The sequence below is a fragment of the Streptomyces malachitofuscus genome (genome assembly GCF_055571035.1).
Genome location: NZ_JBVIGA010000004.1, coordinates 373690 through 385781, shown reverse-complemented (window position 1 = coordinate 385781; position 12092 = coordinate 373690). Strand labels below are relative to the sequence as shown.

Sequence of the window (12092 nt, the reverse complement as noted above, 5' to 3'; positions counted from 1 at the left end):
GCCGCACCATCTTCTGCGGTCTCCCCCGGTGTGCCCGTGTGTGCCCGGGTATGTGTAGTGATATCCCCATACCCCCTGAGCCAAGGACCGTGATCGACGTGAAGGTCGGCATCCCCCGCGAGGTCAAGAACAACGAGTTCCGGGTGGCCATCACCCCCGCCGGCGTGCACGAGCTCGTGCGCCACGGCCACCAGGTCGTCATCGAGCGCGGCGCCGGCGTCGGCTCCTCGATCCCGGACGGTGAGTACATCGCCGCGGGCGGGCAGATCCTGGACACCGCCGACGAGGTCTGGGCCGCCGCCGACCTGCTGCTGAAGGTCAAGGAGCCCATCGCGGAGGAGTACCACCGCCTGCGTAAGGACCAGACGCTCTTCACCTACCTGCACCTGGCGGCGTCCAAGGAGTGCACGGACGCCCTCCTGGAGTCCGGCACCACCGCGATCGCCTACGAGACCGTCGAGCTGCCCAGCCGCGCGCTGCCGCTACTCGCCCCGATGTCCGAGGTCGCGGGTCGGCTCTCCACCCAGGTCGGCGCCTACCACCTGATGCGCGCCCACGGCGGCCGCGGTGTGCTCCCCGGCGGTGTCCCCGGCGTGCTGGCCGGCAAGGCCGTCGTCATCGGCGGCGGCGTCTCCGGCTGGAACGCCGCGCAGATCGCCATCGGCATGGGCTTCCACGTCACCCTGCTCGACAAGGACATCAACAAGCTCAAGGAGGCCGATAAGGTCTTCGGCACGAAGATCCAGACCGTCGTCTCCAACGCCTTCGAGCTGGAGAAGGCCTGCCTGGAGGCCGACCTCGTGATCGGCGCGGTGCTCGTCCCCGGAGCCAAGGCCCCGAAGCTCGTCACCAACGAGCTGGTCTCGCGGATGAAGGCCGGAAGTGTCCTTGTCGACATCGCGATCGACCAGGGCGGCTGCTTCGAGGACTCCCACCCGACCACGCACGCCGAACCGACCTTCAAGGTTCACGAGTCGGTGTTCTACTGCGTCGCCAACATGCCCGGCGCGGTGCCCAACACCTCCACCTACGCGCTCACCAACGCGACGCTGCCGTACATCGTGGAACTCGCCAACCGGGGCTGGGCGGACGCGCTGCGCCGCGACCCGGCGCTCGCCAAGGGCCTCAACACGCATGACGGCAAGGTCGTTTACCGGGAGGTCGCCGAGGCGCACGGCATGGAGCACGTCGAGCTCGCCTCGCTGCTCGGCTGACCCGCCCGGGCGGTAAGTCGACCAAGTCACCGACCAGTAAAGGCGACACGTCAACTCAAGTCGTCAACGGCGCGTACCCGGCCGGACCTTGCCCGACAAGGTCCGGCCGGATGTGTGTATGGTCACTTCTTGATTACTGGACAACTCGCCTCGAACGTAACCCTTCTACCGATTCGCACACCCGTGAAACCTGCCGTGCGACGGCCATACGCCCTTGACAGAGGGATGTTTCATTGCCGACACATCGGGCCGGGTCCGGCGGATTGTGTTGCTGCGGACGGCCGACACGCCATAGAGTCGCCAATCGTCGGCATGGTGCCACGCTGACCTGTCTAGAAGTTTCCTGGTCACCAAGGAGGTAAGACGACTTGTGAATGAGTCGACATTTACTCCCGGGGGTGGTCAACCAGGAATGCCTGCGCCGGGCCAGGGGTCCGCGGGATTCGCTGCTGTCGGCTCCGTCGCTGTGCGCACCTTCGCAGCCCACCAGAGTCACCGGACTCCTGGGGTGACTCACCCAGCACACCAGAGCATGGATGGCCATCACGTGAACGCCATGGCCGGCGACGGAAGTGGCGCGCCCCACAACCATTTCGCCGACTACGACGAACTGCCCGAGGGGCACTTCTACGATCCCGACGCCGAGTACGAGCCGGATCCCGAGTACGCGGCCACGCTCGCGCCCGACGCGGCGCGCCAGCGCCGTGAGCGCATCGGTCCGACCGGACGCCCGCTGCCGTACTTCCCGATCCCGGGCCCGCTGACCGACCACGGCCCCGCGAAGATCATCGCGATGTGCAACCAGAAGGGCGGCGTCGGCAAGACCACGTCGACCATCAACCTGGGTGCCGCGCTCGCGGAGTACGGACGCCGGGTGCTGCTCGTCGACTTCGACCCGCAGGGCGCGCTGTCGGTCGGCCTCGGCGTCAACCCGATGGAACTCGACCTCACCGTCTACAACCTGCTCATGGAGCGGGGCATGGCGGCCGACGAGGTGCTGCTGAAGACCGCGGTCCCCAACATGGACCTGCTGCCCAGCAACATCGACCTGTCGGCGGCCGAGGTGCAGCTGGTGAGCGAGGTCGCGCGCGAGTCCACGCTGCAGCGGGCGCTGAAGCCGCTGATGGACGACTACGACTACATCGTGATCGACTGCCAGCCCTCGCTCGGCCTGCTCACGGTCAACGCGCTGACCGCGGCGCACAAGGTGATCGTGCCGCTGGAGTGCGAGTTCTTCGCGCTGCGCGGGGTGGCGCTGCTGACCGAGACCATCGAGAAGGTCCAGGAGCGTCTCAACCCCGACCTGGAGCTCGACGGCATCCTCGCCACCATGTACGACTCGCGTACGGTGCACAGCCGTGAGGTGCTCGCACGGGTGGTCGAGGCGTTCGACGACCACGTCTACCACACGGTCATCGGGCGCACGGTCCGCTTCCCGGAGACCACGGTCGCCGGTGAGCCGATCACCACGTACGCGTCCAACTCCGTCGGCGCCGCCGCCTACCGCCAGCTCGCCAGGGAGGTGCTCGCCCGGTGTCACGCCGAGTGAGTCTGCCGGGGGCCGACGAACTCTTCCGTACGACAGGGGGGATGGCGCTCCAGGCGTCCACTCCCCGGCGCGCCAACGGCGACGCCCGGGTTCCCGCTCCGGCGGGGGAGGGCGACGCGGCCGCCCAGGAGGACGCGCCGCAGTCGGTGCCCGCACAGGGCGGCGACGGCGAGGGCGCGGAGCATGTCGCGGCGGACGCGGAGCCGGCCGACGCCGGTGAGTCCCGCAGCCGGGGCGCCTCGGGCTCCGCGCGGCGTCAGGCGGCCCAGGAAAGCGCGGCACCACGCAAGCGGGGACGAGCGGCGGCACGGCGGCCCAGCGGCCGGGAGCGGCACGACGAGAAGATCACCGTGTACGTCTCCGCCGAGGAGCTGATGGACCTCGAGCACGCGCGTCTGGTCCTGCGCGGCGAGCACGGTCTCGCCGTCGACCGCGGCCGGATCGTCCGTGAGGCGGTCGCCGTGGTCCTCGCCGACCTGGAGAGCCGGGGGGACGCCAGCATCCTCGTACGACGCCTCCGCGGACGGTAGCGGTAGCCTGCGGAGGCCATGACCTCGAACGACGCACCCGCCCCAGCCCCCGGCGACCGGCCGCCCCGGCGCCGCACCCTGGGCCGGGGCCCGGGCGGGGCGCCGGACGCCGCCGCCGGGCACGGCACCACTGACACGGGCACGGTCGCGGACCCCTCACCCACGGCGCCCCCGTCGGAGGCCACAACCCCCGAAACCGGGCGGCCGCACCCGACGGGAGGCACCGGGCCCGGGGCGCGGGGCCCGCAGGGTGAGCTCCCGAACGGAACACCCGAACCGGTCACGGAGACCGGGGCCGCTGGGCCCGAGGCGCCGGGCTCGGACGTGGGCTCGTCGTGGGGGGCGGTTGAGGAGAGCGCGGGCGCGGGTCTCTCGGTGTGGGGTGATGCCCCGGCGGAGTCTGCGAACGCGCCGTCGAGCGCCGGGACGGCTGGGTTCGAGGAGCCGGGCTCGGACGTCGGCTCGTCGTGGGGGGCGGTTGAGGCTAGCGCGGGCGCGGGGCCTGCCGCCGATCCGGAGAACGAGGCGGCGAGCGAGGACTTCCCGGCTGGGCCGGGGGCGGCGGGGGACCGCGACGCGAGGACCGGGGAGCACGGTGCGACGGTGGGCGCGTGGCCTGCCGCATCCGTGGACGGACAGGGTGCCGGTGGTCCCGCGGAGGCTGCCTCTCCGGTCGCGGCGGGGATCGCCCCGGACAGTGGTGCCGACAGGGCCGGGCGATCCGGCTCGCCGGGCGCGGCACCGGCGGAGGGAACCGGGGCCGCGCACCCCGTGGTGACCGACGCGTCCGCGGCGGGCCCCGAGGCCGCGGGAGCGGGTGGCGGCGATGGCGACGACGGGCGGTTCACGGTTCGGCTGGCGAACTTCGAGGGGCCGTTCGATCTGCTGCTGCAGCTGATCGCGAAGCACAAGCTGGATGTCACCGAGGTCGCCCTGTCCAAGGTGACCGACGAGTTCATGGCGTACATCCGGGCCATGGGGCCGGACTGGGACCTGGACGAGACGACCGAGTTCCTCGTCGTCGCCGCCACGCTGCTCGACCTCAAGGCAGCACGGCTGCTGCCCGCCGCCGAGGTCGAGGACGAAGCCGACCTCGCCCTGCTGGAGGCCCGCGACCTGCTGTTCGCACGGCTGCTGCAGTACCGCGCCTACAAGCAGATCGCCGACATCTTCAGCCGGCGGCTCGACGACGAGGCCCGGCGCCACCCCCGTACCGTCGGACTCGAACCGCACCACGCCGAGCTGTTGCCCGAGGTCGTCATCAGCATCGGCGCCGAGGGCTTCGCGCGGCTCGCCGTCAAGGCGATGCAGCCGAAGCCCAAGCCGCAGGTGTACGTCGACCACATCCACGCACCGCTGGTCAGCGTGCAGGAACAGGCCGGGATCGTCATCGCGCGGCTCAAGGAGCTCGGTGAGGCCGGTTTCCGCGAGCTGATCGCCGACACGGACGACACGCTCACCGTCGTGGCACGGTTCCTCGCCCTCCTGGAGCTGTACCGCGAGAAGGCCGTCGCCCTCGACCAGGAGACCGCGCTCGGCGAGCTGACCGTGCGCTGGACCGGCGGGGACGGGGACACCGCGCCGACGGTGACCGACGAGTTCGACCGGCCCCCCGAGCAGCCCCAGGAGGAGAGAAGGCCGTGAGCGAGGAGACCACCGAGACCCCCGCCGGGCTGCGCACCGTCGCGGACCTCGAGCTCAGGCCCGCCCTGGAGGCGGTCCTCATGGTCGTGGACGAGCCCGCGACCGAGGAGCACCTGGCGAAGATCCTGGAGCGCCCCAAGCGCCAGGTCGCCGACGCGCTGCGCGCGCTCGCCGACGAGTACACCGTCCAGGGCCGCGGCTTCGAGCTGCGGCTCGTCGCGGGCGGCTGGCGCTTCTACACCCGCCCCGAGTACGCCGCGGCCGTCGAGCGCTTCGTCCTCGACGGCCAGCAGGCCCGGCTCACCCAGGCCGCCCTGGAGACCCTCGCGGTCGTCGCCTACCGGCAGCCGGTCAGCCGCAGCCGTGTGTCCGCCGTCCGCGGAGTCAACTGCGACGGTGTGATGCGCACCCTCCTGCAGCGCGGTCTGATCGAGGAGGCGGGCACGGAACCCGAAACAGGTGCGATCCTGTACACGACGACGAACTACTTCCTGGAGCGGATGGGCCTGCGCGGTCTGGACGAGCTCCCGGAACTCGCGCCCTTCCTCCCGGAGGCGGAGGCGATCGAGGCCGAGACACAGGAAGGCGTGCCGTCGTTCGATCCGGACGCCCCGGACCCGGACGACGGTCCCCCGACGAACACGACGACGACGGAATTTTGATGCGAAGCAGCGGCAGCGGAAAGAGCGGCGGGCGCGGTAACCACCGTGGCGCCGGCAACAACAGGGACCAGAAGCAGGGGCAGGGCCGCCCCCGCAAGCCCCGCCCCGAGGAGCGCCGCTACGACGTGGGTCCCGGGGGCACCAAGGACGGCCCGAAGTCGGGGCGCGGCGGTGCCAAGCCGTCGCCCCGGAAGGGCGGCGGCCGTACCGCTCCCGGGCGTTCGCGTGAGTACGAGACGCGGATGGAGGAGCGCAACCGCGACCGGTACGCGGGCAAGAAGGACGTGAAGCTCCCGAAGACCTTCCCCGGCGCCGAGCAGGAGGGCGAGCGGCTGCAGAAGGTGCTCGCCCGCGCGGGCTACGGCTCCCGGCGAGCCTGCGAGGAGCTGATCGAGCAGGCTCGGGTGGAGGTCAACGGTGAGATCGTCCTGGAGCAGGGCAAGCGGGTCGACCCGGAGAAGGACGAGGTCAAGGTCGACGGCCTGACCGTCGCCACGCAGTCGTACCAGTTCTTCTCGCTGAACAAGCCCGCCGGTGTCGTGTCCACCATGGAGGACCCCGAGGGGCGCCAGTGCCTGGGTGACTACGTCACCAACCGCGAGACCCGGCTCTTCCACGTCGGCCGGCTCGACACCGAGACCGAGGGTGTCATCCTGCTCACCAACCACGGCGAGCTGGCGCACCGGCTGACCCACCCCCGGTACGGCGTGAAGAAGACCTATCTCGCGCACATCGTCGGCCCCATCCCGCGCGACCTGGGCAAGCGGCTCAAGGACGGCATCCAGCTGGAGGACGGCTACGCGCGCGCGGACCACTTCCGGGTCGTCGAGCAGACCGGCAAGAACTACCTCGTCGAGGTGACCCTGCACGAGGGCCGCAAGCACATCGTGCGCCGCATGCTCGCGGAGGCCGGGTTCCCGGTCGACAAGCTGGTGCGCACCGCCTTCGGTCCGATCACGCTGGGCGACCAGAAGTCGGGCTGGCTGCGGCGGCTGTCCAACACCGAGGTCGGGATGCTGATGCAGGAGGTCGACCTCTAAAAGGCTTGTGCCTCCGCACCTCCACCCCCTTTAATGGTCACGCTGACTATTAAAGGGAGTGGAGGCCGTCATGGACGGCTACGACAAGCACGCCTTCGAACCCTTCGCCGTCACCGTCGACCTCGCCGTGTTCACCCTCCGCGCGGGCGCCCTGCACGTGCTGCTCGTCGAGCGCGGCGAGGAGCCGTACGCCGGACAGTGGGCGCTGCCCGGAGGCTTCGTCCGGCCGGACGAGTCCGCGGAACGCGCCGCGCGGCGCGAGCTGGGCGAGGAGACCGGGCTGACGGACGTCTCCGGGCTGCACCTGGAGCAGCTGCGGACCTACAGCGAACCCGGCCGTGACCCCCCGATGCGGGTCGTCTCCGTCGCCTTCGCCGCCCTCCTGCCCGACGCCCCCGAGGCACACGCCGGCAGCGACGCGGCACGGGCCCGCTGGACGCCGTACGACTGCGCGCGGGGGCTCGCCTTCGACCACGACCGGATCCTGGCCGACGCGCGGGAACGCGTCGGCGGCAAGCTCGAGTACACCTGCCTCGCCACGGCCTTCTGCCCGCCCGAGTTCACCCTCGGGGAATTGCAGCAGGTCTACGAGAGCGTCTGGGGAACCGCCCTGGACCGGCCCAACTTCCGCCGCAAGGTCCTCGCCACCCCGGGATTCGTCGAAGCCGTCCCCGGCGCCGCGCGCCTCACCGGCGGCCGCGGCAAACCCGCCGCGCTGTACCGCGCGGGCACCGCCACCGCCCTCCACCCACCGCTGCTCCGGCCGACCCCGGAAGGACGCCCCGCATGACCACGACCACCGTCACCAAGCGCGCCGCGACAGGCGCGCTCACCGGCCTCGCCCTCGGGGACGCGCTGGGCTTCCCCACCGAGTTCAACGACGTCCCGTCGATCCTCGCCAAGACCGGCCCCTGGCGGGAGATGGACCTGCCGAAGCCGGCGATCGTCACGGACGACACCCAGATGACCCTCGCGCTCGGGCGGGGCCTGCGCACGGCGATGGACCGCGGGCCGCTCACCCCGAAGCGGCTGGAGCGGCCGGTGCGCGAGGAGTTCGTGGAGTGGTACCGCTCGCCCGAGAACAACCGGGCCCCCGGCAACACCTGCCTCAAGGCCTGTCACCTGCTGGCCCGCGAGGAGCGCCGCTGGCAGGACGCCAGTCAGACCGGCTCCAAGGGCTGCGGCGCCAACATGCGCGTCGGGCCCATAGGACTGGCCCCGGGCCTGACCGAGGAACAGCGCGCGGGCGCCGCCCAGTTGCAGTCGGCCCTCACCCACGGCCACCCCACCGCGCTGGCCGCCTCCGACCTCACCGCCCACGCCGTACGGCTGCTCGCCGAGGGCGCCGAGCCGACCGGCCTGGTCGGACTGCTGCGCTCCTACGCCTACGACAACCGCACCCGGTACCACGAGTTCTGGCTCGGCGACCTGTGGACCCGGTCCCAGGACCCCACCCCCGGGCACTTCATCGCGCGCGGCTGGGACGAGTGCCTGGACATCCTGGGACGCCTCCAGGAGGCCGTACGCACCGTCTCCCCGGAGACCGACCCCTGCCTGGCCACGGGCGAGGGCTGGATCGCGGAGGAGGCCCTGGCGACCGGCCTGCTCTGCTTCCTCCTCTTCGTCGACGAACCCCTCACGGCCCTGCGCCGCGCCGCCTGCACCGCCGGCGACTCCGACTCCATCGCCTGCCTGACCGGCGCCTTCGCGGGCGCCCACCTGGGTGCGGACGCCTGGCCCGCCGCATGGGCGGACCGCATCGAGTACCGGGGCGAGCTGCGGGAGCTGGGCACGCTCTGGGACGCTTGACCGATGATCGACGCCCTGGACCTCGACCTGAGCCCGGTGATCGCCGGACAGCCCGACCCGGTGCTCTTCGCCACCGTCTCCGGCGCCCACCTGTACGGCTTCCCGTCCCGCGACTCGGACGTGGACCTGCGGGGCGTCCATCTGCTGCCGGTCGCCGATCTCGTCGGGCTGCGCGAGCCCGACGAGACCCGGTCCAGGATGTGGGTCCGGGACGGCGTCGAGATGGACCTGGTCACGCACGATCTGCGCAAGTTCGTCCGCCTGATGCTGCGGCGCAACGGCTATGTGCTGGAGCAGCTGCTGTCCCCGCTGGTCGTCCACACCACCGACGCCCACCGGGAACTGACCGCGCTCGCCCCCGGTGTCCTCACCAGCCACCACGCCCACCACTACCGGGGGTTCGCGCGGACCCAGTGGCGGCTGTTCGAGCGGACCGGCGAGCTCAAACCGCTGCTCTACACCTTCCGGGTGCTGCTCACCGGCATCCATCTGATGCGCTCGGGCGAGGTGCAGCCCCATCTGCCCACCCTCGCCGGTGAGGTCGACGCCGCCCCGGAGTGCCTGGCGGAGCTGATCGCCGCCAAGACCGAGCGCGAGCACGGGAAGGCCGTCGTCGACCGCGCCCGCGTGGCGGCCGAGGTGGAGCGCCTGCACGGCGTGCTCGACGAGGCGCAGGCAGCCTCAGTCCTGCCCGACGCCCCCACCGCCTACGACGCCCTGCACGACCTCGTCGTACGGATCCGCCTCGAGGGCTGAGGCGCGGCGGGTGCGGATGAGGAAGTCCTCGATGCGGCGGCGGTCCGGCTCCTCGGGCAGGGGGCTGCGCCGGGCGGCCTCGGCGCCCTCCTCCGCCAGCCGGGTCATCCGGGACTCCACCTCACGCCAGGGGACCTCGCCGCGCCTGACCGCGAGCAGGGGCTCGCGCTCCTCGCCCACGTCGATCGTGAGGGTGCCCGTGCGCAGCAGGTCGCGGGCGCTGATCAGGAGACGGAGCAGGTGCATGGCGTGCTTCCAGCGCGGGGCGCCGTGGGAGCGGACATCGGCGTCCAGCTTGTGGCGCTGACCGAGGGCGTACCGCGTGAACGTCTCGTGGACCTTGCGGGAGAGGAAGGCGCCGCGCAGGGACAGCAGCTCACGGCCGGTCGCGTCGGCGTACTCCACCAGCGGGGAGTGCAGGCACTCCAGGATGTTGGGGTTGCCGCGCAGCGCCAGCTCGCAGAAGCGTTCCAGCTCCCAGCTGAACTGCTCCTCGGCCGGCCCCTCGACATGCGTCGGCGGCTTCTCGAAGCGCCAGAACAGGGGAGTGGGCGCGAGGAAGACGCCCCGGCGGTCGGTGTCACTGCCCTCCGTGGCCAGACCGAAGGCACGGGAGCCCATGACACAGGCGTAGATGGTGTGGTCGCCGACCAGGGTCTCGGGGCGCATGTCCGGGAGCGTACGCGGCGGATCACGCCCGGCGGATCGAATTTCCCTCCACCGTGATCCGCTCCTCGGGCAGCGGCCTGGTCGCCGGGCCCCGCTCCACCGAGCCGTCGGCGATCCGGAACCGGCTGCCGTGGCAGATGCAGTTGATGGTGCCGTCCGCGACATCGGCCACGACACAGTTCTGGTGCGTGCAGATCGCCGAGAAGGCCTTGAAGTCGCCTTCCCCGGGCTGGGTGACGACGATCTTCTCGTCCTCGAGGACCGTGCCCCCGCCCACCGGCACGTCGACGGTCGAGACCAGCACCTGCCCGGCCGGCGCGTCCGGAGCGGCGGTGTCCGACATGGTGCCGCCACCACCCCCGTCTCCGTCGTCCGAGCCGCAGCCGGCGGCCAGCGCGGCCGCGCCCGTCGCGAGCAGAACCGTGCGGCGCGTCGTGCGAAGGGTCATGTCGTCACTCCCGGGGTTCGCGGTCTCTGCATCCTGGCACCGAACGCACCGAATACGCCGAAAATCAAGCAACCCGTCGTGAACCATCATGAAAAGCACACCTCGACCGTCTCAGCGAGCGAGCGCACGAGGCCCGCCCCGCGCGGTCTGACTACGCTGGACGACCGAACAGCACACGCACGTCAGCAAGGAGCATCGTCGTGGCGGTACGCGCGGTCCGGGGGGCCGTCCAGCTCGAACGGGACGAGTCCGGTCACATGGAGGAGCAGGTCGGCGCGCTGCTCACCGCCGTTCTGGAGCGCAACGGCCTGCACACGGAGGACCTGATCAGCATCTGGTTCACGGCCACGCCCGACCTGCACAGCGACTTCCCGGCCGCCGCGGCCCGCAAGCTCGGCATCGTCGACGTCCCCCTGATCTGCGCCCAGGAACTGGACATCGACGGCGCCATGCCCAGGGTCGTCCGGGTCCTCGCCCACATCGAGTCCGACAAGCCCCGCGCCGACATCGCGCACGTGTACCTCGGTGCCGCGGCCGCCCTGCGCAAGGACATCGCCCAGTGAGAACCGCACTCGTCATCGGCACCGGACTCATCGGCACGTCGGCCGCCCTCGCCCTGTCCCAGCGGGGCGTCGTCGTCCACCTCGCCGACCACGACCCGGAGCAGGCCCGCACGGCCGCCGCGCTCGGCGCCGGCACGGACGAGGCGCCCGAGGGCCCGGTGGACCTGGCGATCGTCGCCGCCCCTCCCGCCCACGTGGCCGGCGTGCTCGCCGACGCGATGCGGCGCGACGCGGCGCGCGGCTACATCGACGTGGCCAGCGTCAAGGGCGGACCGCGCCGCGAGCTCGAGGCACGCGGGCTGGACCTGTCGTCCTACCTCGGCACCCACCCCATGTCGGGCCGGGAGAAGTCCGGCCCGCTGGCCGCCGGCGGCGACCTCTTCGAGGGCCGCCCCTGGGTGCTCACCCCCACCCGGGACACCGACACCGAGGTGCTGAACCTCGCCCTGGAGCTGGTCTCGCACTGCCGGGCCGTGCCCGTCGTCATGGACGCCGACGCCCACGACCGGGCCGTCGCCCTCGTCTCCCACATGCCCCACCTGGTGTCCAGCATGGTCGCCGCGCGTCTGGAGCACGCGGAGGAGGCCGCCGTACGGCTGTGCGGGCAGGGCATCCGGGACGTGACGCGGATCGCCGCGTCCGACCCCCGGATGTGGATCGACATCCTGTCCGCCAACCCGGGGCCGGTCGCCGACCTGCTCACGGACGTCGCCGGTGACCTGGAGGAGACCGTGCGGGCCCTGCGCGCGCTGCAGTCCTCCGACGAGGACAAGCGCCAGGAGGGCAGCACCGGCATCCAGGACGTCCTGCGCCGGGGCAACGCCGGCCAGGTCCGCGTCCCCGGCAAGCACGGCTCCGCGCCGCGCGTCTACGAGGTCGTCGCGGTGCTCATCGACGACCAGCCCGGCCAGCTGGCCCGCATCTTCGCCGACGCCGGCCGCGCCGGGGTCAACATCGAGGACGTCCGCATCGAGCACGCCACCGGACAGCAGGCCGGTCTGGTGCAGCTCATGGTGGAGCCCAAGGCGGTACCGGTCCTCACCGCGGGGCTGCGCGAACGGGGCTGGGCGATCCGCCAGTGACGACCTGGGGCCCTTCCCCCGAAGGGCCGGATCGTCCGCTTGTCGGAAGGGTTCCGGAGGGCCGGTAATCTGGTGCGGGGCGTGTCCGCGCCCCGCACACCCCACACCACCGCACCAGGAAGGTGT

Annotated in this window: 13 protein-coding genes; 11 read left to right on the top strand and 2 right to left on the bottom strand. The window is 71.8% G+C overall.

What is annotated here, in order from left to right; translation table 11 throughout:
* Positions 1–89: 89 nt before the first annotated feature.
* The 9 genes from ald to ACZ44S_RS08455 all read left to right on the top strand — a co-directional run bounded on the left by ald (position 90) and on the right by ACZ44S_RS08455 (position 9204).
* Positions 90–1214 carry an alanine dehydrogenase gene (ald, locus tag ACZ44S_RS08495; protein WP_466925917.1) on the top strand — a complete coding sequence of 375 codons (1125 nt, stop codon included), beginning with the start codon at positions 90–92 and terminating at the stop codon, positions 1212–1214.
* Positions 1215–1626: 412 nt separating this feature from the next.
* Positions 1627–2763 (top strand): ParA family protein, encoded by a 1137-nt coding sequence (locus tag ACZ44S_RS08490; protein ID WP_125507684.1) that lies wholly within the window; start codon positions 1627–1629, stop codon positions 2761–2763.
* Positions 2748–3293, top strand: coding sequence for a hypothetical protein (locus ACZ44S_RS08485; RefSeq protein WP_466925914.1), 546 nt, complete (start codon positions 2748–2750; stop codon positions 3291–3293). The genes ACZ44S_RS08490 and ACZ44S_RS08485 overlap by 16 nt, the downstream gene beginning before the upstream one ends.
* Positions 3294–3896: 603 nt before the next feature.
* Positions 3897–4937: a segregation and condensation protein A gene (locus ACZ44S_RS08480; RefSeq protein ID WP_466925913.1), complete on the top strand. Its 1041-nt coding sequence runs from the start codon at positions 3897–3899 to the stop codon at positions 4935–4937.
* Positions 4934–5599: an SMC-Scp complex subunit ScpB gene (scpB, locus tag ACZ44S_RS08475; protein ID WP_190167269.1), complete on the top strand. Its 666-nt coding sequence runs from the start codon at positions 4934–4936 to the stop codon at positions 5597–5599. The genes ACZ44S_RS08480 and scpB overlap by 4 nt, the downstream gene beginning before the upstream one ends.
* Positions 5599–6639, top strand: a complete 1041-nt coding sequence (locus tag ACZ44S_RS08470) for a pseudouridine synthase (RefSeq protein WP_466925910.1) — start codon at positions 5599–5601, stop codon at positions 6637–6639. Before scpB ends, ACZ44S_RS08470 begins: the two co-directional genes overlap by 1 nt.
* A gap of 70 nt (positions 6640–6709) precedes the next feature.
* On the top strand, positions 6710–7429 hold the full coding sequence (locus tag ACZ44S_RS08465; protein ID WP_466925907.1) for an NUDIX hydrolase: 720 nt from the start codon (positions 6710–6712) through the stop codon (positions 7427–7429).
* On the top strand, positions 7426–8448 hold the full coding sequence (locus tag ACZ44S_RS08460) for an ADP-ribosylglycohydrolase family protein (protein ID WP_466925905.1): 1023 nt from the start codon (positions 7426–7428) through the stop codon (positions 8446–8448). Before ACZ44S_RS08465 ends, ACZ44S_RS08460 begins: the two co-directional genes overlap by 4 nt.
* 3 nt (positions 8449–8451) lie before the next feature.
* The gene (locus ACZ44S_RS08455) at positions 8452–9204 is read left to right on the top strand and encodes a nucleotidyltransferase domain-containing protein (RefSeq protein ID WP_466925903.1); all 753 of its coding nucleotides are present in this window, start codon (positions 8452–8454) and stop codon (positions 9202–9204) included.
* Here the strand turns inward: ACZ44S_RS08455 and ACZ44S_RS08450 are convergent.
* Both ACZ44S_RS08450 and ACZ44S_RS08445 read right to left on the bottom strand, forming a co-directional pair.
* Positions 9130–9873 carry a nucleotidyltransferase domain-containing protein gene (locus ACZ44S_RS08450; protein WP_466925901.1) on the bottom strand — a complete coding sequence of 248 codons (744 nt, stop codon included), beginning with the start codon at positions 9871–9873 and terminating at the stop codon, positions 9130–9132. The two genes, ACZ44S_RS08455 and ACZ44S_RS08450, sit on opposite strands and share 75 nt — an antisense overlap.
* Positions 9874–9895: 22 nt before the next feature.
* Entirely contained in the window at positions 9896–10321 is a 426-nt protein-coding gene (locus tag ACZ44S_RS08445; protein ID WP_466925899.1) for a Rieske (2Fe-2S) protein, read from the bottom strand.
* A 200-nt stretch (positions 10322–10521) separates the two neighbouring features.
* Here ACZ44S_RS08445 and aroH point away from each other — a divergent pair, with 200 nt between their 5' ends.
* Together aroH and ACZ44S_RS08435 are read left to right on the top strand one after the other, a co-directional pair.
* Positions 10522–10884, top strand: a complete 363-nt coding sequence (gene aroH, locus ACZ44S_RS08440; protein ID WP_466925897.1) for a chorismate mutase — start codon at positions 10522–10524, stop codon at positions 10882–10884.
* Positions 10881–11966, top strand: coding sequence for a prephenate dehydrogenase (locus ACZ44S_RS08435; protein WP_466925894.1), 1086 nt, complete (start codon positions 10881–10883; stop codon positions 11964–11966). Before aroH ends, ACZ44S_RS08435 begins: the two co-directional genes overlap by 4 nt.
* Positions 11967–12092 lie beyond the last annotated feature (126 nt).